The 23,214-nt window shown below is 70.3% G+C and carries 20 protein-coding genes and 1 pseudogene; 16 read left to right on the top strand and 5 right to left on the bottom strand.

Going from position 1 to position 23,214, the window contains the following annotated elements; translation table 11 throughout:
• Positions 1 to 140 precede the first annotated feature (140 nt).
• From CHR28_RS34100 to CHR28_RS34085, 4 genes are read left to right on the top strand one after another with little or no spacing between them, the layout of a single operon-like run.
• Complete coding sequence (locus CHR28_RS34100; RefSeq protein ID WP_094057588.1) at positions 141 to 743, top strand: (2Fe-2S)-binding protein; 603 nt, start codon at positions 141 to 143, stop codon at positions 741 to 743.
• A complete protein-coding gene (locus CHR28_RS34095) occupies positions 740 to 1,726 on the top strand; it encodes an FAD binding domain-containing protein (RefSeq protein WP_094057587.1) in 987 nt (328 codons plus the stop codon). The genes CHR28_RS34100 and CHR28_RS34095 overlap by 4 nt, the downstream gene beginning before the upstream one ends.
• On the top strand, positions 1,723 to 3,903 hold the full coding sequence (locus CHR28_RS34090; RefSeq protein WP_094057586.1) for a xanthine dehydrogenase family protein molybdopterin-binding subunit: 2,181 nt from the start codon (positions 1,723 to 1,725) through the stop codon (positions 3,901 to 3,903). The genes CHR28_RS34095 and CHR28_RS34090 overlap by 4 nt, the downstream gene beginning before the upstream one ends.
• On the top strand, positions 3,900 to 4,160 hold the full coding sequence (locus tag CHR28_RS34085; protein WP_094057585.1) for an XdhC family protein: 261 nt from the start codon (positions 3,900 to 3,902) through the stop codon (positions 4,158 to 4,160). The genes CHR28_RS34090 and CHR28_RS34085 overlap by 4 nt, the downstream gene beginning before the upstream one ends.
• 105 nt (positions 4,161 to 4,265) lie before the next feature.
• Here CHR28_RS34085 and CHR28_RS34080 read toward each other — a convergent pair whose 3' ends face one another.
• On the bottom strand, positions 4,266 to 4,640 hold the full coding sequence (locus CHR28_RS34080; protein WP_094057584.1) for a glyoxalase: 375 nt from the start codon (positions 4,638 to 4,640) through the stop codon (positions 4,266 to 4,268).
• Positions 4,641 to 4,810: 170 nt separating this feature from the next.
• On the opposite strand from CHR28_RS34080, the pseudogene CHR28_RS34075 reads away from it, so the two are divergent.
• A pseudogene (locus CHR28_RS34075) lies at positions 4,811 to 5,147 on the top strand (winged helix-turn-helix transcriptional regulator).
• 364 nt (positions 5,148 to 5,511) lie between these two features.
• On the opposite strand, the gene CHR28_RS34070 reads toward CHR28_RS34075, so the two are convergent.
• Positions 5,512 to 6,417, bottom strand: coding sequence for an AraC family transcriptional regulator (locus CHR28_RS34070; protein WP_094057583.1), 906 nt, complete (start codon positions 6,415 to 6,417; stop codon positions 5,512 to 5,514).
• A gap of 143 nt (positions 6,418 to 6,560) precedes the next feature.
• Between CHR28_RS34070 and CHR28_RS34065 the strand changes: the two genes are divergently transcribed.
• From CHR28_RS34065 to CHR28_RS34015, 10 genes are all read left to right on the top strand, one after another.
• Positions 6,561 to 6,878, top strand: coding sequence for a putative quinol monooxygenase (locus tag CHR28_RS34065; protein ID WP_094057582.1), 318 nt, complete (start codon positions 6,561 to 6,563; stop codon positions 6,876 to 6,878).
• Between the two features lie 110 nt (positions 6,879 to 6,988).
• On the top strand, positions 6,989 to 7,957 hold the full coding sequence (locus CHR28_RS34060) for an alpha/beta hydrolase (protein ID WP_094057617.1): 969 nt from the start codon (positions 6,989 to 6,991) through the stop codon (positions 7,955 to 7,957).
• 50 nt (positions 7,958 to 8,007) lie between these two features.
• On the top strand, positions 8,008 to 8,769 hold the full coding sequence (locus CHR28_RS34055) for an SDR family NAD(P)-dependent oxidoreductase (protein WP_094057616.1): 762 nt from the start codon (positions 8,008 to 8,010) through the stop codon (positions 8,767 to 8,769).
• 537 nt (positions 8,770 to 9,306) lie between these two features.
• Entirely contained in the window at positions 9,307 to 10,764 is a 1,458-nt protein-coding gene (locus CHR28_RS34050; protein ID WP_256984570.1) for a PP2C family protein-serine/threonine phosphatase, read from the top strand.
• 5 nt (positions 10,765 to 10,769) lie between these two features.
• Positions 10,770 to 11,138 carry an STAS domain-containing protein gene (locus CHR28_RS34045; RefSeq protein WP_094057581.1) on the top strand — a complete coding sequence of 123 codons (369 nt, stop codon included), beginning with the start codon at positions 10,770 to 10,772 and terminating at the stop codon, positions 11,136 to 11,138.
• A gap of 85 nt (positions 11,139 to 11,223) precedes the next feature.
• A complete protein-coding gene (locus CHR28_RS34040) occupies positions 11,224 to 11,940 on the top strand; it encodes a hypothetical protein (protein WP_179272657.1) in 717 nt (238 codons plus the stop codon).
• Between the two features lie 697 nt (positions 11,941 to 12,637).
• Positions 12,638 to 12,811 carry a hypothetical protein gene (locus tag CHR28_RS37910; protein WP_179272656.1) on the top strand — a complete coding sequence of 58 codons (174 nt, stop codon included), beginning with the start codon at positions 12,638 to 12,640 and terminating at the stop codon, positions 12,809 to 12,811.
• Between the two features lie 621 nt (positions 12,812 to 13,432).
• Positions 13,433 to 15,553, top strand: coding sequence for a SpoIIE family protein phosphatase (locus CHR28_RS34025; RefSeq protein WP_094057579.1), 2,121 nt, complete (start codon positions 13,433 to 13,435; stop codon positions 15,551 to 15,553).
• A gap of 146 nt (positions 15,554 to 15,699) precedes the next feature.
• Positions 15,700 to 16,383: a response regulator transcription factor gene (locus tag CHR28_RS34020; RefSeq protein ID WP_094057578.1), complete on the top strand. Its 684-nt coding sequence runs from the start codon at positions 15,700 to 15,702 to the stop codon at positions 16,381 to 16,383.
• Positions 16,380 to 17,831, top strand: coding sequence for a HAMP domain-containing sensor histidine kinase (locus CHR28_RS34015; RefSeq protein ID WP_094057577.1), 1,452 nt, complete (start codon positions 16,380 to 16,382; stop codon positions 17,829 to 17,831). The genes CHR28_RS34020 and CHR28_RS34015 overlap by 4 nt, the downstream gene beginning before the upstream one ends.
• A gap of 138 nt (positions 17,832 to 17,969) precedes the next feature.
• On the opposite strand, the gene CHR28_RS34010 is transcribed toward CHR28_RS34015, so the two are convergent.
• Positions 17,970 to 20,147 (bottom strand): MMPL family transporter, encoded by a 2,178-nt coding sequence (locus CHR28_RS34010; RefSeq protein WP_094057576.1) that lies wholly within the window; start codon positions 20,145 to 20,147, stop codon positions 17,970 to 17,972.
• A gap of 206 nt (positions 20,148 to 20,353) precedes the next feature.
• Complete coding sequence (locus CHR28_RS34005) at positions 20,354 to 20,986, bottom strand: TetR/AcrR family transcriptional regulator (RefSeq protein ID WP_094057575.1); 633 nt, start codon at positions 20,984 to 20,986, stop codon at positions 20,354 to 20,356.
• A 189-nt stretch (positions 20,987 to 21,175) separates the two neighbouring features.
• Here CHR28_RS34005 and CHR28_RS34000 point away from each other — a divergent pair, with 189 nt between their 5' ends.
• On the top strand, positions 21,176 to 22,336 hold the full coding sequence (locus tag CHR28_RS34000) for an alkane 1-monooxygenase (protein ID WP_256984569.1): 1,161 nt from the start codon (positions 21,176 to 21,178) through the stop codon (positions 22,334 to 22,336).
• Between the two features lie 3 nt (positions 22,337 to 22,339).
• On the opposite strand, the gene CHR28_RS33995 is transcribed toward CHR28_RS34000, so the two are convergent.
• Positions 22,340 to 23,203, bottom strand: a complete 864-nt coding sequence (locus CHR28_RS33995; RefSeq protein ID WP_094057574.1) for a MurR/RpiR family transcriptional regulator — start codon at positions 23,201 to 23,203, stop codon at positions 22,340 to 22,342.
• Positions 23,204 to 23,214 lie beyond the last annotated feature (11 nt).

Genomic DNA, 23,214 nt, shown 5'->3' with positions numbered 1-23,214 from the left:
TGAACGTCTGAGCCCCGACCCCTGACGTCGTCATGCATCCCATGCATAACAGACATTCACGCTTTGCGTTGGACGAATGGCAACGGCGACGTCAGGCTCATTCCCATCTCGCCGTATCGGGGTAGACGAGGAGTTCACCCATGGCACAGCACAGGAGGCGCGACGTACTGAAGTCGGGGGGTGTCGCAGCGGCCGCCGTGATGGTCCCCTTCGCGGGAACGGAACAGGCCGCCGCGGCGCCGGACGCTCCGCAGGCAGCACAGCCCCGGGCGGTCGCCGACCTCACGTTGTCGGTCAACGGGACCCGGCATCGCCTTCCGGGCGTCGAGGCCCGCGTCACCCTGCTCGACGCGCTGCGCGAGCAGGCCGGGCTCACCGGCACCAAGAAGGGCTGCGACCGGGGCGAGTGCGGCGCCTGTACGGTGCTCGTCGACGGGCGGCGCGTCAAGTCGTGCCTGACTCTGGCAGTGATGCAGGAGGGCCGCTCCATCACCACCATCGAAGGACTCGCCCGGAACGAGGAACTGCACCCCGTTCAGGAGGCGTTCGTCCGCCGGGACGCCTTGCAGTGCGGCATCTGCACACCAGGACAGATCATGTCGGCGGTGGCCTGCATCGAGGAGGGCCACACCGGCTCCGAGGACGAGATCCGGGAGTGGATGAGCGGCAACCTTTGTCGATGCAGCTGCTACCCGAACATCGTCGACGCTGTGGCCGACGCGGCGAAGGTGATGCGGCGATGAGGGACTTCGCCTACGCCCGCGCAAGCCGGGCCACGGAAGCCGTGCAACAAGTCGCCCGCAGCGCCGACGCGGCCTTCGTCGCCGGCGGCACGGACCTGCTGAACCTGATGAAGGACGGCGCCGAGGACCACGACCTGGTGGTCGACATCAACCACCTGCCGCTCACCGGCATCGAGGAGTCCGAGGGCAGGCTCCGCATCGGCGCCTTGGCCAGGATGGCCGACGTGGCCCTGCACCCAGTGGTGCGCAGGCGGCTGCCCGTGCTGTCCCAGGCGCTGCTCGCCGGCGCTTCCCCACAGGTCCGCCACATGGCCTCGATCGGCGGCAACCTGCTCCAGCGCACCCGCTGCTGGTACTTCCGGGGCGAGGGCTTCGCCTGCAACAAGCGCGAGCCGGGAACCGGCTGTGCCGCGCTGGAGGGCCGCAGCCGCTGGCACGCCGTTCTCGGCGGCAGCGACCACTGCATCGCCGTCCACCCCTCGGACCTCGCGGTCGCCCTACGCGCCCTCGACGCCACGGTCCACACACTCGGCCCGCGCGGCGCCCGGACCATTGCCATGGCCGAGTTCCACCGGGAACCCGGCCACACCCCGCATCTCGAGAACGCCTTGCGGCACGGCGAGCTCATCACCGCGGTCGAGGTTCCACTGCCGGCACCGGGCGCCCGTCAGCGTTATCTGAAGCTGCGGGACCGCGCCACCTTCGAGTTCGCAGTCGTCTCCGTCGCCGTCGTGCTGCGCATGAGCGGCCGAACCGTCGAAGAGGCCCGCCTCGCCTTCGGCGGCATCGCCACCCGACCCTGGCGATCGCCCGAGGTCGAAACCGCGCTGGAGGGCCGGCCTCTGACGGAGCGGAACATCGCGGCGGCCGGACGCCTCCTGGTGCAGGACGCCCAGCCGCGCGAGGACAACGAGTTCAAGATCGAGCTGGCACAGCGCGCGCTCCAGGACGTGCTCGGCCGTTACACCGGAGGTTCCCGATGAGCACCGACGTCGTCGGTCGCCCCCTGTCCCGGGTCGAGGCCCGACTGAAGGTGACAGGTGGGGCCGAGTACACCAGCGATATACAACTTCCCCGCCTGGCCCATGCATTCATGGCGATGAGCACCGTCTCCCGCGGCCGGATCACCCGGATCGACACGCAGGCCGCCGAAGCCGTACGCGGCGTCGTCGCCGTCTATACGCACGAGACCATGCCTCGTCTGAAGCAACCCACCTACCGGCCTTTCTTCAAGCCGTACATTCCCATACAGAGCCCGGACGTCCACCACGCGGGCCAGCCCATCGCCTTCGTCGTCGCCCAGACCCTGGAGCAGGCGCAGCGAGCGGCGGAGCTGATCGAAGTCGACTACGAAGAAACGGGCGAACCCCAGGGCGAGTTGGATATGGGGGAAGCGTTCCTGCCGCCCGACGGACCGGACGGCCCCAACACGTACAAGCGGGGTGACGTGGCGGCCGGCATGGCCCAGGCGGACGTCCGGATCAAGGCCGAGTACACCATCCCCATGCACCACCACAACCCAATCGAGCCCCACGCCACCACGGCCGTGTGGGAGGGCTCGAAGGTGACGGTGTACGAGACCACGCAGGGTCTGGGCAACACCCAGCACGTCGTCAGCGAGGCCCTGCAGGTCCCGCTCGGCGACGTCCGCGTCGTCTGCCGCCACCTCGGCGGCGGTTTCGGCTCCAAGGGGCCGGTCTGGCCGCACACCGTGCTGACCTGCGCCGCTGCCCGTGCGTTGGGCCGCCCCGTCAAGCTTGTGCTGTCCCGTGCGCACATGTACACCTCCAGCGGCCACCGCGCGCAGACCCATCAGACGATCGAGCTCGGCGCCCACCGGGACGGCCGGATCACCGCGCTGGACCACGTCATCACCCAGCAGATCACCCGCGACGACGTCGTGCTGTTCAACAGCAGCGAGCCGATCCGCATGCTGTACGACATCCCCAACCTGTCCAACGAACAGCGTGCCGTGCGCTTGGACCTGCCTACCCAGAGCTTCATGCGCTCCCCGGAAGCGTGCACCAGCCACGCCCAGGAAGCGGCGCTCGACGAACTCGCCCACGCCCTGGCCATGGACCCGGTCGAGCTGCGAAAACGCAACTGGAGCAGCCGGAACATGGACAACGGCCAGGAATGGGGCAGCAACCACCTGCGCGAATGCTACGACCGCGCCGCGTCGATGTTCGGCTGGTCCCGGCGCGACCCGCGCCCCGGCTCCATGCGCGACGGCGATGAACTCGTCGGCTGGGGCATGGCCACGTCCGCCCACACCGCCGGCGGCCGACCCGGTTCCGGCGCCCGTATCACCATCGGTACCGACGGCAAGGTGCTCGTCCAGGTCGGCACCCAGGACATCGGCACCGGCACATACACGATCATGACGCAGATCGCCGGTGAGGTCCTCGGGATGCCCCTCTCCGCCATCACGTTCGACCTCGGGGACAGCGCCTTCCCCCAGAGCTACACCTCCGGCGCCTCCACCACCGCACCCGGCGTCGGCAGCGCCGTCAAACGCGTGTGCACCGCCGCACGCAGGGCCGTCATCGACTTGGCTGTCGCCCAACCCGGCTCCCCCCTGCGCGGCGTTCCTGCCGACCGCGTGGACACCGCGGACGGCCACCTGTACGACACGGCCAACCGGCGCTCCCGAGTGAGCTACCGCTCGGTCGTCGGCCACGGCGGCAAGCCCCTCGACTTCACGGTGGAACCCACCCCCACACCGCTCGGCTACTCGGTCGGCGCCGTCTTCGTCGAAGTCCGCGTCGACCCACTGCTCGGCCGCGTCCGGGTGACCCGCGTGGTCGGCTGCTACGACCCGGGCACCGTGCTCAACCGCAAGACCGCCCGCAGCCAGGTCCTCGGCGGCGTGATCTGGGGCATCGGCTTCACCCTCTTCGAGCACACCCTCGTCGACCCCGCGACGGCCAGGATCGTCAATCCGAACCTGTCGGGCTACCTGATGCCCGTCAACGCGGACGTCCCCGACATCCAGGTGCAGTTCATCGACAGACCCGATCCGGCCAGCGACGCCCTCGGGGCCCGCGGCTTCGGCGAAACACCGATGACCGGCGTCACCGCGGCCATCGCCAACGCGGTCTTCCATGCCACCGGCAAGCGCGTGCGCGACCTGCCCATCACCCAGGACAAACTGCTGTGACCGGCCACAACGACGTCTGGGACGCCCTGTACGAGGCGTGGTCGAGCGGTGAGACCTCGGGGCCGGCCACCGTCGTGAGGACCTTCGGCTCGGCCCCGCGACCCGTCGGCTCGTCGATCCTGAACGGCAGGCCCCAGCGGGCGATGTACGGCATCAGCGACGACGACGCCTTCGGCGTGGGTCTGACCCGCGGCGGCACCCTGGAGGTCTTCGTCGAGCCCGTCAACACCCGTACCTTCCCCGAACTGGCCGAGTGATCGAGTCCGCGCGGGCCGGAATCCCCGTAGCCTCGCCACCGTGCTGGGCCATCCCCGGCCGGAGGCCGTCGGCGCCCACGTGGTCGTGCGCGCACTGGCCGACACCTATGCGCCGAGTACCTGACGCCGCACCTCCGGCTTCCATTCGACGTACTCGGCTTCCACTCCGCCCCGGTGACGGGCGTAGAGGAAGCGGCCGGTCGCGCTGGTTGCCTCCTCCGTCGTGATCTCGGCGCCTGCCTCTTCCAGCGCCGCGCGCGCCTGGTCCAGGTCGGAGACAATCACTGTGGCCGTGGCGTGGGCGTACCGAGCGCGTTCCTCGGCGGGTCCGGCGATGACCAGGAAGTCACCGATGGCGGCGAGCTCGATCTCGTCGAAGGCAAAGTGCAGGTCCGGACGCGTTCCCGTCAGGCGCTCCAGCAGGGGAAGCGTGGTGCTCAGGTCGTCGGCCCAAAGGCGGGCGTACGTCTTCAGGATCATCGTTGCTCCAGGGGTCCGTTCAGGCCGCTTCTCTCCGGCAAATACGGATTAACCGTAGGAGAGTGTGCTCCGAACTGGAAGAACGCACCTTTCCGTAAGAGGGGCACCTCGCGGTACCCAAGCAGCCCGCCCGGGATCCAGCCAACACGGATCTCACCCGAGCCGACTCGCTGGCCCGCGGGATCTTCGCGAATGTGGCCGACAAATGGGCGCTGTTGCTCATCAACGTCCTGGCTGACCGCACTCTGCGGTTCGCCGAGTTGCAAACGCAGGTCGGAGGAATCAGTCACAGGATGCTGTCTGTCCCAGGCGCTGCGCCACCTCGAACGGGACGGGCTGGTCGACAGGACCGTGCATTCGGTGGTGCCGCCACGTGTCGAATACCGTCTCACCGAAGCCGGCCACGCACTGCGCACCACAGGCAACGGTATGTGCGCCTGGACGCTTACATCCATGGACCACATCGAGGAGGCTCGGCGCCGGTTTGGCTCGGCCCGAGCGGTGTGACGCGACGGACGGCGGGAACACCCGGACCGGCCATGGCCGGGTCCGCGACAAAGCAGGAGTCTCGGCCGCGACTTGAAGGTGGTTCCGGAGAGGCGGTCGTCGGCGAAGCCCTCCTCATGCGCGCGGATGTCAGTCGGCGTGTGGCTGTAGCGCTGGAGGATCGTCATGCCTTCGCCCCAGTCGGCGAGTGAGTCGGTCGCGCGCCGCCGGTAAAGGGTGCTGTCGGCAGCGAGAGCCCTCACATCGTCACACAGGCGTTTAGCATCGCGCATCGTTGCCGTGCTCGAGACATGCGTCTTGGGGAGGGCAACATCACTGGCCGACACCCTTGCTGTGGAACAACCGGAGAGGTACCTGCCACCCGCTACTCCAACACCCCCGCGGGCGTGCGTGCGGTGTTCCGCAGGCGGGCTGCGTCCCGACTCGGGGGTGCACCGAACTGGCGGCGGTATTCACGGCTGAACTGCGACGGGTTGTCATAGCCGACCCGTCGGCCAACTCCGGTGACGTCGCCGGGGTGGGTGGCGAGCAACAGCCGGGCCTCCTGAAGCCGGATCTGCTTCTGGAACTGGATGGGGCTCATCGCCGTCACCGCCTGGAAGTTGCGGTAGAAGGCGGAGACGCTCATGCCGGAGAGGCGCGCGACGTCCTCCACCCGGAAAGACTGCGCGTAGTGTTCGCGGATCCAGCCCACGGCCCGGGAGATGTGGCTCAGGCCGCTGTCCGCCAGGCCGAACTGGCAGACGGCCGCGCCCTGTTCACTGGTGATCAGACGCCACAGGATCTCGCGTTTGATCAGCGGCGCCAGCACGGCCAGGTCGCGGGGCTCGTCGAGCAGGCGCACCAGCCGGACCACCGCGTCGAGCAGCTCGTCGGGAGCGTCGCTGACGGCGATCCCCGACGGGACGCCTTCACCGGCGCCGGGGACATCTCCCGGCCCGGCCTGCAGTAGCAGTTCGGCGACGGCAGACGGCTGCAGCACGAGGCCGAAGCCGAGGGCCGGCTGTTCAGGATCGGCCCGGGTGAACTGCCCGCTGACCGGCAGGTCGACGGATGCGACCAGGTACTGCCCGGGGCCGTACTCGAAGACCCGGTCGCCCAGCGCGAGCCGTTTAGCACCCTGGGCGATGACCGCAAGCACCGTGCCGGACATGGAGGGCGCCGGCGGGTCCGACCGGTCGACCTGCGAGATGAGGACACCGTCGATGGCGGTCGTCCCGTCGGGCCGGGCATGCCGGGCCAACAGGGTGCGGAGCTCGTCGAGGTACATGCGTCCATTGCAGCACCCTCCTCGCCCCGGCTCCCGTGATCGCGAGGATTGTGCAAGTACGGGAGAGCATCCTTCTAACGTTTTCGCAGGTCAGATCGGTTGAATGGAATCACCTCACTCCATCACCGACGAAGAGGGCATCCATGATCGTCAACTATGGTTTCCAGGCCACCGTGACCGCCAGGCCCGGAATGGGTGACCGTCTGGTCGACCTGCTGTCGACCGCGCTGAACGACGGCGGTCCCGGCACCAGCGAACACTGCGTCGTCTACCTGATCTCCCGTTCCGCGTCCGACCCCGACGTCGTCCACGTCACCGAGGGCTGGACCAGCGAGGAGGACCACCACCGGGTCTTCGCCGGTGAGGCCGCCCAGGCCATCGCGGCGCGGCTCGAGGGACTGTTGGCCGGGGAGTCCGCATACACCGACTACGTGCCGGTCCTCGGCAAGACCGACTTCTGAGGCCCCCTCGCACCCCCGGGCCGCCGCCTCGGCTCCCGGCGATGCGGCCGCCTGTCCCGCCCGACCTCGCTGCACCGCTCCGCGTGCACCACTCCACCGAAGGCAACGACATGACCATGACACGACCCGCACTGGACCCCGAGCTGCGTGAACTGGTCGCCGACATGCCGCTGATGTCCCGGCTCAGCCCGGACGTCCTCGCGCAGCTGCGCCAATCCCCTTCGACGCCGGTCGAATCGCTCCTCGCCCACCGGCAGGTTCACCGGCGGGAGGTCACCGTGCGAGCCAAGGATGGCGCCCCGATCCCCCTGTCGGTCCTCAGCCCCGCCCTCACTGATCGCGCCACTGCCGCACCCTGCGTCTACTGGATACACGGCGGCGGGATGATCATGGGCGACCGCTTCTCGCAACTCGACATCCCGCTCGAGTGGCTCGACCGGCTCGGCGCGGTCGTCGTCTCCGTGGACTACCGGCTCGCGCCCGAGGTGACCGGCACCACCCTGGTCGACGACTGCTACCAGGGACTGCTCTGGATCGCCGAACACTCCGCCGAACTGGGTGTCGACCCCGCCCGGGTCGTCGTAGCGGGCGCCAGCGCGGGCGGCGGCCTCGCCGCCGGCGTCACCCTGCTGGCCCGCGACCTGGGCACCCCGGCGATCGCCGCGCAGCTGCTGATCTGCCCCATGCTCGATCACCGCAGCACCAGTGTCTCCAGCCGCCAGTACTCCGGCGTGCCGGGCATCTGGACCCGCGAGATGAACGAGTTCGCATGGCGCTGCGTCCTCGGCGACCTGAGCGACACCGAGGTGTCCGAGTACATCTCGCCGGCGTTGGCCGAGGACCTCTCGGGCCTGCCGACCACCTACGTCGACACCGGCTCCGCAGAGGTCTTCCGCGACGAGGACACCGACTACGCCACCCGCATCTGGGCGGCCGGCGGCCAGGCCGAACTCCATGTCTGGGCGGGCGGCTTCCACGGCTTCGACGCGCTGTACCCGCAGGCCCGCATGTCGGGCACGGCCCGCCAAACCCGCGCCGACTGGCTGGCCCGAGTTCTGTCCCCGGCCCCCTCCGCATGACGCCGCTGACCGCCTCACGCACACCCGACCGCACCCAGGAGGACCACACCATGAAGATCGCCATCGTCACGGGCGCCAGTTCCGGCATCGGACAGGGCGCCGCGATCGAGATAGCCCGGCGTGGAACCGGAGTCATCCTGACCTACGGCAAGAACCAGCAAGGAGCCCTGGAGACGACCGCCGCCATCGACAAGGAGGGCGGCACCGCCGTCGCGCTGCCGCTGGACGTGGGCGAGACCGGCACCTTCGCGGCCTTCCGCGACACGGTCGCCGCGGTGCTGCGCGACACCTGGCACCGCGACACGTTCGACTACCTGGTCAACAACGCCGGGTTCGCGCAGACGTCGTTGATCGAGGACACCACCGAGGAGACGTTCGACAGGCTCATGCGGGTCCTGCTGAAGGGACCATACTTCCTCACCCAGCGGCTACTGCCGCTGATGGCGGACGGCGGTGCCATCGTCAACACGAGCAGCAGTTCGGCGACGGCGACGGCCGGCCTGGAGCCCGGCTACTCGGTCTACGCGTCGATGAAGGGCGGTCTGGACGTCCTGACCCGGTACATGGCCAAGGAGTTCAGCACGCGGCAAATCCGCGTCAACGCCGTCTCCCCGGGATCGACCCGCACCCGGATCGCCGACGACGCCTTCACCCGCTTCCCCGAGGTCGTCCCGGCCCTCGCGGCGAAGACCGCGCTCGGCCGCGTCGGCGAGCCCCACGACATCGGCGCGGTGATCGCCACACTGGCCTCCGACGACAGCCGCTGGGTCACCGCACAGAACATCGAAGTATCCGGCGGCCTCAACCTCTGAAGCCAGTCCCCCACGTCTGCGCGGGCCAGCTCCTGGCAGTCATCGCCGAGCTCTCCGCCACCCGCGGCGGTCGCGGGTGAGCCGCCGGGCGGCCGAGCCGGTGGAACTGGCACGGAAACCAACCTGCCCGCCGGAGGCGCGGGGCCCGCGCCGGACGTCGTCCCGCTTGGCTCGATCCGGGGTTACAGCGGTCGTGAGTGCGTGACCAGGTCGTCAGTTCGCCCTGTTTGTCCCGCGTGGAGGCGGGCAGGGCATCGGCGCATGGCTGCGGCTGTTCCTTCCCTGTCTCGTCCGGGCTGGCGGCCGGTCGACAAGTGATGGCCGGGGTACCCGCATGTGGGGCGATGACGGGGAGCGCTGTGCCGCCCGGGGGCGTCGCCGGGTTACACCGGGCAGCAGTGCGCGTCGGCAGCGGTAGGGATCCTTCGATCCTTCGAGATGCCACCCGGATGGCCTTCGCACATTCGTTGCGCTTAGGCTTTCCGCTGGTCCGCGTCGCGCCCGGTGGCTGCGGAAGGTCAGGAAGGTGGAAAGCCGATGCCCGAGCAGGCTTCGGCATCCGAGGACGGCGTTCCTGGCAAGCGCCTGCATCTGGTGCCCGACGAGGTCGTCGAGGCCGGCCGGATGGAAGCGGTGCGCCGTTACGACATCCTCGACACCCCGCCCGACGGGGCGTTCGACCGGGTGGCTGCGCTGGCAGCCCGCTTGTTCGACGTCCCCGTGGCGACGGTGACGATCGTGGACGAGGACCGGATCTGGTTCAAGGCCGCGCACGGCCTGGACGGGGTCAGCGAGATCGGCCGCGACCCGGGCCTGTGCGGCTCGGCGGTGCTGCGCGACGACGCCCTGGTGATACCCGACACCCTGCTTGACGACGTCGCCTGCGGGAACCCGCTGGTCACCGGTGCGCTGGGGGTTCGGTTCTACGCCGCCGCGCCGATCATCACCGCGGACGGGCACAAGCTGGGTACCGTCAACGTCCTGGACACCAAGCCCCGCTCCATCACCTCCGAACAGACCGCCACCCTGACCGATCTGGCGGCGATCGTGATGGACGAGATGGAGCTGCGTCTGTCCGCGCTGCGCACGGTGCGCCAGGAGCAGCGGGTCGCCGAGGCTGAGCGGGCGGCCCGGGAGCAGGCGGAGAGGGACAAGGCGGCAATCGCCTCCTTCGCCTCCACCTTGCAGCGCACTCTGTTGCCGCCGGCGCTGCCGACGGTGCCCGGTCTGGAGCTGGCCTGTCATTACCACGCCGCGTCCGTGCACGATGTGGGCGGCGACTTCTACGACGTCTTTCCCCTGCCCTCCGGGAAGTGGGGATTGTTCCTGGGGGACGTGTGCGGCAAGGGCGCCGAGGCGGCCACCATCACCTCCCTGGCCCGCTACACCCTGCGGGCCTCCGCCCACCACACGGACGATCCGGTCGCGGTACTTGAGGCCCTGAACAGCGCTTTGCTGGCCGATGTGTGGGCGGGCGCCCGCTACTGCACCGCATTCTTCGCCACCTTCGCCCCTGATGCGGCCGGGGGCTTCACCGTGGAGCTGGCCACCGGTGGGCACCCCCCGGCCTACCACCTCAGCCCCGCAGCGCCCGTAGCCGGGCCCGCGCACACGCGGGTGGAGGCGGTCCACCCCAAGGGCGGCATGCTCATCGGGGCCTTCCCCCACGCCCGCTTCGCCTCCACCACCCTTCACCTCGCCCCCGGCCAGGCCCTTCTCCTCTACACCGACGGTCTGACCGAGGCACACACCAGCGCCGACACCATGCTCGGAGACGAGGGCCTGACGGCCTTCCTCACCGCTCGTCCCGCCTCGTGCGGGGCGGCGCAGTTGATCGAGGACACCGTCGGTTTGCTGGACGCCCTGCCCCAGGGCGCGAGAGACGACGTCGCCCTGCTGGCTCTGTCCGTTCCCGCTCCCGACCAGGCCGCCGCCGCGACGGGGGCCGGATCCACCGCCCACACCACCGCCGCGCCTGCCGGCGAGGAGCACTGACGGCCATGACCGACGACATCGAGCTGGCCCTGACCGCCACCCCCGGTCCCGCAGCGATCGCCACCGTCACCGGCGAGATCGACCTGCATACCGCACCCGGCTTGCGTGCCCGCGCGCTGGAGTTGATCGACCAGGGCCATCACCACTTGATCCTGGACCTGTCGGGTGTGGGCTTCTGTGACTCCGCCGGCCTCAGCGCACTGATCGGCATCTGGCACGGCGCCCAGGAAGCGGGCGGCACCCTGTCCCTGGCCGCCGTCCCCGACCGGCTGATGCGCATGCTCACCCTCACCGGAGTGGACAGCCTCCTGCCCCATTACCCGAGCACCGCCGAGGCGCTCAACACCCACCAGGGCGCCCCTGGCGCCGCCTGAACCGCACGCCGTGTCCCGGAGCTCTTGTGTCTCCCCCTGACCGTCGGGTGGAGCAAGCCGACCACGCTGGGAGATGATCCCGTGCGTGGTTGAAGGAGCGGGTAGTACGGATGCGGACGACGCTTGGGCATGGGCTGAGCGACTGGGTTGGGCTTTCGGGCTTATAGCGGAGGATCCGGTTGCGAGAGGCGCAGCGCTCGTCCATCTGGTGGAGGCCCGGAGGAAGGTCGCGGAGGCGCTGGCCCGGTACAACGAGATGTGGCTGCTGACGCGGCCCCTGGGAGCGGACGAGCAGTACCGGGAGCCGGCGTTTCTGCATGCGCGCCGGATGCATCAGCAGGCCCAGAGGCATTCGCTGCCTGATGGGGTGTGGGGTGGCCCTGTGGACGGGAATACGGCGGCGTGGCCAGGGCTGCCTTATGCGTTGCTCTTCCTGGAATGGGAGGCGAGGTACCCGCTGGAGTGGACGCAGCACGCGAAGGCGTGGGGTACGAAGCAGAGCCTGATCCGGAAGGTGGCCCGTGCTCGCCAGGACGAAGCGATCAAGGCGAAGGTGACCGACCTGGTCGAGCTCGTCGTTCACCGGGCGTATCGCTGCAAGGATCGCGAATACGTGCGGGTTGCCCGGGCCGTCGACAGCGCTGATCTACGGGGCAGGCTCGGTCGGGCGGCGGAGTCGGATAGTCCGTGGGCCCGGTGCCACGCCGGGTACGTGCTCTGGCTCCTTGATCGCCCCGACCTGCCGAACACTCGTCGTGTCTGGCAGACCTGGGTTGCGGGCGAGGCCGCGGCGTTGCAGTGAGCGAGCGGGCGACGCAGGAAAGGTACTCGTGATCATGGAGTACTCCACGTCCGTGACCTGCCTGGAACACCGTGCCTGCCGACGCATCATTTCTGATTCCGCCCCTTGGCCGGCTTCGCGAGCAGTCCGACGTCGGGCCCCGGGAGGAGCCTGGCCTACTGGAGCGGTTAACTCCGGATCCGCGTGATCCGCGCCGCGTACGCCATACTCTGGCCGTCGCGCTCACGCTGACCGCCTGCGCGGTTGTTCACTGGCGCCACCTCGCTACCGGCGGACGACGAGTGGATCGCGGACGCGCTGCCGCACGTGCTTGACCGACTCGACGTGCGCCCAGATCCATTTACTGCCCCTCGTGCACTTGAAGGCGACGCTGCAGTCGAGCGTGCGCCGGGGCAAAACCAGCCCGGTGCGCTACCGGCGGGCAACCGAACTCCCCGCCACCCACCGCTCCAGACGATCGCCGGCTTCCCGCGTCGGAAGCGAATCGGATCGGCCAGCGACTGCGCCACCTCGTGGGAGAGATCAGGCCGGCACGGCAAAACCTGCAGGGTCGCGGACTTTATGCAGCCGTGACGCCGGGCCACAAAACGGTTACCCCGTGTTGTGCGCGCAGGACGACCCTGCCGGGTCCCCGGGAAGTCCCTGGTGGCGCGCTGTCAACGAACGGCTGCTCCGGGACAAAACCGAGGCCCTCCTGTTGTCCGCGCGCACCACCGGCACCGCCAGTGCCCGCAGCGCCGAGTGCTGGGTGGACTTCCTCCGCAGACCCGGGCCCGGGTACTGGTACCGCGCGCACAACGCCAGCATCGTCGCCGGGTACCTGGAGCACGAGGATCTGGCCGCTGCCGAGGGCAGGTGGAGCGGTTCATGATGAACGTCGCCCTGCTTCGCGTCCTGTTCACACACACGATGTTGGTGCGGCTGCGGTTGGCGCTCGGCCGATTGGCGGTCCTGGGGCCGCTGGCGGCCGACCCTCGCCACAGGGCCGTCCATATGGCACCTGCGCGCCATCGCCCGCGCTACCGGCACGCGCCTGCTCTGGGAACCGTCACCTCTGACCGCCGCCCGCCGCGGACCGCACCGGTGACGGGCGCCGCCGGCCTTGGCCAGGAGCCGCGAGGAGACGCGCCAGTGCGCTTGACCGCATAGTCTCGCCGGGTTGCGTTCAGGCCGTCGTGGCGAGGGGCGATCGCCCTTGCGGATGCCTTCTCGCTGTGGATGCGGGCGCGTTCTTTGCGGTCGGCGGCCAGGCTTCCAACCGCCACGACCTGCACGACCGCCATCCCATGGCCCGCTCCTGCGCTCACCGGAGCGAACGCGCGCACCGGGCCCAGGGCCGCCGACGCAGCCGCCTGCTCCCATTGCGCCGGTGGCAGCGAGCAGGCCTGCCGCAGTCCATCGGCGCCCGGCCGCGTTGTCGGACGGCTGCCGCACTGGCTTGGTCCACCGCCGTGCGACCTGCGCGGAGCGTGAGAGGCATATTGTCAGATATGTGGAGAATGGTGACAGTGGACTCAGAGGCGAGGCGTCTCTGGATGAGGCGCTCAGCGCTGTCGTGCGCCGTGCGGGGGCTTCGGCCGCGGGCGTGTACCTGCTGTCAGCCACCGAGCCGGTTCTGAGGCTGGCGGCGGTGTGCGGGATGCCGGCGAGGGCTGTGACGCCCTGGTGGCGGGTAGCGGTCTCGGCCGCGGGCCCGCTGTCGGAAGCGGTGCGGGAGGACCGTCTGGTGTGGGTAGGACGGCAGGAGGACTTGGCCCGCCTGTATCCGAACGCGGCGGCTGGTCTGCCGTACCGGTTCGCCATGGCCTTCGCCCCGCTGCACGGTGTGCGCCGGTGGGGGGCGCTGGCGTTGCTGTGGTCGGCGAGTCACCCGCCGTCCCTGACCGTTCGCGAGCGCGGACACATCCTCTCCAGTGCGCAGCGCATCGCCCAGGTGCTGGACGAGGGGCCCGCGGTATGGAGCCCTCCGGAGCAGCCGCGTGCTGTGGCTCTGCACCGGCCGGTGTCGGATGCGGCACAGACCGGGTTGGCTGCCGCGGACCTGCTGCAGCGGCTGCCACTCGGCGCCCTCAGCCTCGACCTGGAAGGGCGCGTCACTCATCTCAACGCGGCCGCCGCGCAGCTGCTCGGCCGTAGCGCCGAGCGCCTCCTGGGCACCCTGCCGTGGCAGTCCGTGCCCTGGCTGGACCATCCCGCTCACGAGGAGCACTACCGCACGGCCGTCTTCACGCGTGAGCCCGTCGCCTACACGGCGCTGCGGCCGCCGGATGTGTGGCTGGACTTCCAGCTCTACCCCAGCGACACCGGAATCAGCGCGCTGATCTACCCGCACCAGAGCCGTCACCCGGCGAGCGCGCCGCCGCCCACCATCACCGCTCCCCCGAGCACCGCCGAGGGTGCCGGCACCGGGCGGATCCACCAGCTGATCCACCTGGCGGCGGCCCTGAGCCAGACCGTCACCGTCGCCGATGTCGTCCGCGTGGTGGCGGACCAGATCGTGCCCGCGTTCGGCGCCCAGGGCCTGGTCCTGTCCGTCGCCGACGCGGGCCGTCTGAAGATCACCGGCCATCGAGGGTACGACCCGCGCGCCGTCGCCCGCCTGGACGGTCTGTCGCTGGACACCGGTGTCACTCCCGCCGGCCACATCCTGCGCAGCGGTGTGCCGGCCTTTTTCGCCGACCCCGACGAGATGGCCCACGCCTACCCTCAGGCGCCCGCGCTGAGCGGCAAACGGGCCTGGGCCTTCCTGCCCCTGGTGGTCTCCGACCGTCGCGTGGGCTGCTGCGTCCTGTCCTACGACGAGCCGCACTCGTTCAGCGCGAGCGATCGTGCCGTTCTGGTGTCACTGAGCGGGCTCATCGCCCAAGCCATGGACCGGGCGCGCCTGTACGACGCCAAGCACCACCTCGCCCGCGGCCTGCAGCAGACTCTCCTTCCGGTGGCCCTGCCCACCATGCCTCGGCTGGCTGTCGCCGCCCGCTACCGGCCGGCCACCCACGGCCTGGACGTCGGCGGCGACTTCTACGACCTCATCCGCCTGAGCGACAACACCGCAGCCGCCGTCATCGGCGACGTACAGGGTCACAGCATCACGGCGGCCGCCCTCATGGGCCAGGTCCGCACCGCCGTACACGCCACGGCCGGCGCACAACCCGGCGAAGTCCTGGCGCGCACCAACCGAGTCCTGCTGGACCTGGAGACCGAACTGTTCGTCTCATGCCTCTACATCCACATCGACCTCTCCGAGCGGCGCCTCCACCTGGCCAGCGCCGGGCACCCTCCCCCACTCCTGCGCACCCTCACCCCACGACCAGACACCCGCGCACTTGAGGTCGACCCCGGCCCCCTCCTCGGCATCGACATCGGGAGTGAGGCCCACTACCCGGTCACACGCGCTCCCCTACCACCCGGGTCACTCCTCGCCCTCTACACCGACGGCCTCGTGGAAACCCCCGAAACCGACATCACCCACTCCATCGCCGCCCTCGCACACCACCTCACCACCCACACCGACCAGCCACTGGACGAGCTGGCCGACAGCATCCTTCACCACGCGCTCCCGCCACACCCCCACACCGACGACATCGCCCTCCTCCTGCTCCACGCTCCCTAGACGGGCCGACGCGACATATGAAGCCGGGTGGGTTCTGCGCTCAGGTATCCGGAAGAGCGCGGTGCTCAGCGGCCCTCTAAGCCTGGTCTCAGGTTGGTCGGGGAGAATGGGCGGCACAAGCATGGACTTGAGGGGGGCGGGCCGGCGTGCGGATCATGATCGCGGATGACGAGGCGGCCATCCGTGAGTCGCTGGAGCGGGTGCTCCAGGTCGAGGGGTACGACACCAGCACCGTCGCCAACGGTTTCGCCGTGCTCGACAGGGTCGGTGGCGAGGCGCCGGACCTGCTGCTCCTCGACGTGATGATGCCCCGCCTCGGCGGGTTGGAGACCTGCCGCCGGTTGCGGGCCGCGGGTCGGGATCTGCCGGTGCTGATGCTGACCGCCCGCGACCAGGTCTCCGACCGGGTGGCGGGGCTGGACGCGGGCGCCGACGACTACCTGCCCAAGCCGTTCGCCACCGAGGAGTTGCTGGCCCGGGTGCGGGCGCTGCTGCGGCGGCGTACGCCCGCCGACGAGGAGTCGCAGATCCTGTCGTTCGCCGACGTCCGGCTCGATCCGGACAGGTTCGAGGCGTGGCGGGGCGGGCGCCCGCTGCACCTGACCCGGACCGAGTTCTCCCTCCTGCAGGTCCTCATGAGCAACGCGACCCGGGTCTTGACCCGCGACGCGCTGTTCGAGGCGATCTGGGGCTTCGGCATGAGTTCCACCGCCAACAACCTCCAGGTGTACGTGAGTTACCTGCGCCGCAAGATGGAGGCCGAGGGTGAGCCGCGCTTGATCTACACGCTGCGCGGCCTGGGATACACGTTGCGGGAGACTCCTCCGTGAGCAGGTCCGCGGGACGGGGACCGCGCCCGGTGACCCGATGGTGGCGCCGGCGGTCCCTTCGGGCCAGGCTGACGGTGATCGCGGCGACGGCCATCGCGGTCAGCGTGTTCGTGGCCTTCCAGGTGGCCAGCCAGCTCATGGGCTGGGAGCTGCAGAGGACCTCCGAGAACCAGCTGCGCGCCGACTCCCGCGTCCTGGCGGCGAGCGCGGAGCGCGCCGGTCTGGCCCAGGTCCAGCTGCCGCCGTATCCCGGATCCGGTCGGCTGGTGCGGGTCATCCTGCCCGACGGCTCGATCCGGACACCGGCCGGCCAGCCCGCGCTGCCCCCGCTCAGCGAGCAGGCCGGGCGCGTGGCGCAGGGCGCGTCGGACGACCTGATGGAGTCGGACGACAGCGACGAGGACGGCTACGTCCTCTACACGCTGCGGGCGGGCGACGGCGCAGTCCAGGTGGCCCGCGCAGTCGACGACAGCCCGATCAACCGGTTCGGGTTCGGCATGCTGCTGATCGGGCTGCTCTGCGTGGTCGGCGGCGCCCTTGTCGGGCGGACGGTGGCGCGGACCGGTCTGGCACCGATCGACCGGCTGACCGCCGCCGCGGTACGTGTCGCGAACACCCGGGATCTCGACGCCGACATCCCGGATGAGGGCGGTGGGGAGATCCGGCGGCTGATCCGGTCGATCAACGACATGCTCGCCGCGCTCCGGGACTCCCGGCGGGCCCAGCGGCTGCTCGCCGAGGACGCCGCCCACGAGCTCAAGACCCCGCTCACCAGCCTGCGCCTCAACGTCGAACTGCTGATGCGGCTCGATCGGCGCGGCACCCTGGACAGCGCACTGCCGGCGGAGAGCCGGACCCGGCTGCTCAACGATCTCGGCGCCCAGGTGGCCGAGTTGAGCACCCTTGTCGCCGAACTGACCGACCTGGCGCGCGGTGACGTCAGCGACGAGAGCACCGAGGTACTCGACCTCGCCGACGTGGTGGCGGCCGCCGCGACCCGGGCGGGTTCCCGCATGCCCGACATCGAGGTGGCGCTCGACGTGACCTCTGTATGGGTGAGCGGGCGTCCCGCTGCGCTCGAACGGGCGGTGCTCAACCTCATCGACAACGCCGGCAAGTGGTCCCCCGCGGACCAGCCGGTCCAGGTCCGGCTCCGTGCCGAGGGCGCGTCGGCGGTGCTCGAGGTCGACGACGCCGGGCCGGGCATCGACGCCGCCGACGTACCGCGGGTGTTCGACCGGTTCTACCGTGCCGACAGCGCCCGGGCGTTGCCCGGATCCGGTCTGGGACTGTCGATCGTGCAGCGGGTCGTCGACGCCCACGGCGGCCGGGCCACCGTCGCCCGCTCCGCACGCGGTGGCGCGCTGCTTCGGGTCGACCTTCCGGCCGCGGCCCCGCCCGCCCCGGTCGCGCAACTCACCGCCGGGGATGACACCGAGGTGCGCTGACCCGCCCCGGCCGCAAGGCACAGCACCAAACGGCAGAGGGCCAAACGGCAGAGGGCCAAGGGGCGGTGGCCGTCGGGCCGTTGAAAAAATCCGGGGCGGGCCTGGGGCCCGTCCCGGATCTCGTTCGTGCCGCCGCGCTCAGCGTTGCAGCGCGGGCTCCTCGTCGTCGGCGTGCGGCTGTCCGTCGTCCGGCAGCTCCGCCGTCGGCCGGGACAGCCGGCTCGGCCACCACATCCGCCGGCCGATCAGCAAGGTGAGGGCGGGCACCAGGACCGACCGCACCAGCAGGGCATCGAGCAGCACGCCGAAGGCCACCAGGAACCCGACCTCGACCAGCATCACCAGCGGAAGGGTGACGAGGACCGCGAACGTGGCCGCCAGGACCAGGCCTGCCGAGGTGATGACGCCACCGGTGGCCGAGAGGGCTTTGAGCATGCCCTCTCTGGTGCCGAGACGCACGGTCTCCTCCCGGGCCCGACTGGCCAGGAAGATGTTGTAGTCGACGCCGAGCGCCACCAGGAACAGGAAGGCCAGCAGCGGCACCGAATAGTCGACACCCTTGAACCCGAGGATCGTGTCGAAGACGAACACGCTGCCGCCGAAGGCTGCGGCGAACGAGACGATCACCGTGGCCATCAGGACCAGCGGGGCCAGGATCGCGCGCAGCAGCAGCCCCAGGACGATCAGGACGACGGCGAGCACCAGCGGGATCACCAGCTTCTCGTCGCGCCTGGTGGTCACCTCGGTGTCGAGGTTCTCCGCACTCGGCCCGCCGACGATCGCCTCGGCCCCGCTCACCGCGTGCACGGCGGTGCGCACCCGCTTGATCGTGTCGTACTCCGCGACGGTGTCCGGCGCGTCCTTCGGGAACACCGAGATGTTGGCCCAGCCACCGCTGGTCTGCTCCGGGACGGCCAGGGCCACACCGCGAGTGTCCTTGACGACGTCGAGCACCCGCTCCTGGTGCGCCGGCCGCGTGAAGACCGTCATCGGCTGGCCGCCGAGCTCCGGGAAGTGCTGGCGGAGAACGATGAAGCCGGTAACCGACTCCGGCGCGGACAGGAACTGGTCCTGCTCCCGCAGAGCGCCGGTGTTGCCCGCCAGCCCGAGGGCGAGCACGCCGAGGACTCCGAGCGAGCCGAGCGCCGCCACCCACCGGCGGCGGCTGATGGCGGTGCCGAGCCGTCCCCACAGCCCCGGCTTCTCCTCCACGGCCGTGCTGAACCGCGGGATGGCCGGCCAGAAGATCCGCCTGCCGAGCACCACGAGCACCGCCGGGAACAGCGTCAGCATGGCCACCAGCGCGCACAGGATGCCGGCCGCGCCGATCGGGCCCAGCCCGCTGGTGCTGTTCAGGTCCGCGACGAGCAGGCAGAGCAGGCCGGCGACCACGGTGGCGGCCGACGCGACGATGGCCGGCGCCGCGCCGCGCAGCGCGTGGACCATCGCGACCCGGACGTTCTCATGGTGGTGCAGTGCCTCCCGGTATCGAGCGATGAGCAACAGCGCGTAGTCCGTGCCGACGCCGAACACCAGGATCGTCAGCAGCGCCGAGTTCTGGTCGTTGACCACGATGCCGAAGCCCTTGACGAGCAGGTAGACGGTCCCCATCGAGGTCAGTGCGGCCGCGCCCACGGCCACGAGCGGGATGAGCCACAACACCGGGCTGCGGTAGGTGAGGATGAGCAGGAGCGTGACGACGACGATGGTGGTGAGGAGGACCTGCTCGTCGATGCCGTCGAAGACGGCGTCCATGTCGCCGTCGATCGCGCCCGGGCCGGTCACGTCGAGTTCCAGGCCGGAGGGCCGGTCCTTCGCGGCGTCACGCAACGGGCCGACGATGGCCTCCGGTGCGCCGTAGGCCGTGCTCACATCGAGGGTGAACATCATCGCCTTGCCGTCGTTGGAGGGTCTCATCGGTGAGCCCCCGTCGCTCTCATCGCTCTCGTCGCCCTCGTCGTCCTTGCCGGCCGCCGTCGTCGCCTTCGGCGGATACTGCTTGGCAAGGGTGTTGTAGTGGCGCTCGACCGTCGCACGGTCGGCGTCGGTCATGCCGTCGGCGCGGTGGTACACGAAGACGAACGTGTTGTTGTCACCTCCGGGAAGACTGTCGTCCAGCACCGCCACCTTGGTGGACTCGGCACTGGCCGGCAGGGTGTCCACGGCGCTGTCGGTGGTGACCGAGCTCAGCTTTCCGCTCAGCGGCACCATGCCCGCCGCCAGCACCAGCCATAGGCCAATCACCAGCCAGGGCACCCACCGGCCTGCCAACCGGCCGGCCGGCGCTTGCCCGGACGGCGCTGCGTTGACTGCCATCACTAGCCTCCTACATACGGGTTGCATCGCTTGTCTGGATGCCGACTTCCTAGCGAGCGAACCTGAGGCGACTGTTAAAGCGGTGCTCAGACCGGTTGGCCGAGCCATGCGCCCAGCGCACGCACCAGCGTGGTGACGTCGAGATCCTGAGCGGCGAGCAAGGCCCAGGGGCGTCCCGACGTGGCCCCGGTACGCGCCTGTCTCGCCTAGCGCAGCACCTTCAGTACGGCAAGGGAGATGCGCTCCGCGGTGGTTGGGGCGTCGGCGCCCGGGAGGACGAGGTGGCTGAGGGTCATGCGCACCGCGACGTCCGCCGCCACCTCGACAAGAAGCCCGTCCTGTTCGGGGAAGCGTTCCGTGAGCCAGGCGCGCAGCAGGTGCTGCGCCGCGTCGAAAACGGGATCGGCGCGGGCGGTGAGGTACGGCAGCAGGCTGTCGGAGCCCTCGCGCGCGGCCAGGACGACGGCCCGCACGAGGGGGTTGCGGTGCGCCTCGGTGAGGACGAAGTGGACCGCCCTCTGCAGAGCGGCGCCGGTGTCCGGCAGCCCCGGGTGGAGGACCTCCGCCACGTCGCCCAGGAACACCTGGGTCTCCCGGTCGACCAGGGCGCGGCCGAGACCGGCCCTGTTGCCGAACTCCTTGTAGACCGAGGGACGGGACACCTCGGCCGCCGCGGCCACGGCCGACAGGCTCACCTGGTCCCAGCCGGAGTCGCAGGTCAGGTCGCGTGCGGCCGCCAGCACCCGTTGCCTCATCTGCTTGCGCCAGGCGACCCGCGGCGGATCGGGTGCGACCGTTTCGACGTCGCCGGACGTCGTGGTGTGTCTGTGTACCGCCATGGCTCAAGTCTGGCAGGAGGGGCGGAAGGAACAACGGGCGGCCTCATCTGACGGTGATTCAGAACGTTGACAGTGTGAACCACCTTGTCAGCGGTGTGCCCTCTTGGCACGCTCGGGGCTCCCCTCAAGGTGTGCTTCCGCCGGCCCCGGAGGTACGGCGGGAGCGCACTGAGCTCACCAGGAGGTGTCGTGCCGCATCATCGGGGACAAGAGATCCGGCGGTGGCGTGATCCGAAGCGGTATCTGTGGCTGCTCGCGCTGGCCGTGCCGACGCTGCCGTTCCAGGCGGGCGGTCTCGTCGCCCTGACCGGACTCGGAGCGCTGTGGTGGTGGGGGCCCGTCTTCGCCTTCGTCCTGCTGCCGCTGATCGACCACGTCACGGGCAAGGACAGCGTCAATCCGCCCGAGGAGGTCATGAAGGCGCTGGAGGCGGACCGGTACTACCGCTGGTGCACGTATCTCTACCTGCCGCTGCAGTTCGGCGCCCTCGTCTGGGCCTGCGAGCGGTGGGCCGGCGGTGAGCTGTCGGTCGCGGAGTCCCTCGGGCTGGCCGCGACGACCGGCGTCGTGGCCGGGGTGGCGATCAACACCGCGCACGAACTGGGCCACAAGAGGGAGCGCTTGGAGCGGCGCCTGAGCCGCATGGCGCTGGCGCAGAGCGGCTACGGCCACTTCTACGTGGAACACAACCACGGCCATCACATCCGCGTCGCCACACCGGAGGACCCGGCGAGTTCGAGGATGGGCGAGAGCTTCTGGCGCTTCCTGCCCCGGGCGGTGGTGGGCAGTCTGCGTTCGGCGTGGAGGCTGGAGAGCCGCCGGCTGCGGCGCCGCGACCGGCGGGTCTGGAGCCACCACAACGACGTCCTCACCTCCTGGGCGCTGACCGTGATGCTGTTCACCGCGCTGGCCGCATCCTTCGGCGTGATCGTCCTGCCGTACCTGCTCCTCCAGGCCGTCCTGGGCTTCTGTCTGCTGGAGACGGTCAACTACCTGGAGCATTACGGGCTGTTGCGGCAGCGCCGGCCGGACGGCCGCTACGAGCGGGTCTCGCCGCGCCACAGCTGGAACAGCAACAACACGGTGAGCAACCTGTTCCTCTTCCAGTTGCAGCGCCACTCCGACCACCACGCCAACCCCCTGCGGCGGTACCAGACGCTCAGGCACTTCGAGGAGGCGCCCCAACTGCCGTCCGGCTACGCGACGATGATCGTCGTGGCGTGGTGCCCGCCGCTCTGGCGGCGCATCATGGATCCCCGCCTGCACCGGCACTACGCCGGCGATCTGTCCCGGGCGAACGTCCATCCCTCCGCGAGGACGCCCGGGCTGGCACGGGCCGTGTCGGGGTGACCCTCAGACGAGTCCCGCGCGCCGGGCGGTGGCCTCCGTCTGCTGCAGGTGGTCGCGCGCGGCCGAGCCCAGGGCCGCGATCACGTGGGCCACGACCGTCTCGATGACGGCGAGCGTCGGCACGAGGCTGTCGTAGGGCGAGGTGGAGGCGACGCGGCTGGGCAGCACCACCTCGGCGTGGGCACTGACGGGAGAGAGCCAGGTGTCGGTGAACACGACCACCTTGCCCCCGCGTTCGGCGGCGAGCTGGGCGAGGGTGAGGTTGTCCGGCTCGTAACGGCGGTAGTCGAAGACCACCAGGACGTCCCGCCGGTTCAGGCCGGACAGGACCGCCGTGCGTTCCACGTCCCGGTCCGGAAGGATCTGCACCGCGTCGCGCATCTGCATCAGGTGCAGTCCCAGGTACTGGGCCAGCAGGTGGGTGAACCGGCCGCCGCACAGCAGGATCCGCCGCTTGGGGTCGCAGAGCAGGGCGACGGTCGTCTCCAGGTCGTGCGCCGGCAGCTCGGCCAGGGTCTGGGCGACGGACGTGCTGAACGTGGCCCCGCTGCGGGCGAGCAGAGTGCCCTCGGCGGAGTCGCCCGGGGGCGCTCCCGCGGCCTCGTACAGGGACAGCGGGGACGCCTCGCGCTCCTGCACCTCGGAGCGCAGGGCGGCCTGGAACTCCGGGAACCCGCCGAAGCCCAGCCGGCCGGCGAAGCGCAGGACGGTCGGGCCGCTGACGCCCGCCCGCTCGGCGATGCTCGCGACGGTCTCGAACCCGACCGCGGGGTAGCCCGCCAGGATGACCCGGGCCACCTTGCGTTCGGCGGGGCTGAGTTCGCCCAGGTTCAGGCGGATCTCGTCGGCGAGCGTGCCGTGGGTCACGGATGTCTTCC

It is taken from the genome of Streptomyces sp. XY006 (assembly GCF_002237655.1).
GTDB lineage: Bacteria > Actinomycetota > Actinomycetes > Streptomycetales > Streptomycetaceae > Streptomyces > Streptomyces levis.
Note: the sequence above shows the minus strand (reverse complement) of the source record. Positions and strands in the feature narration are given on the sequence as shown.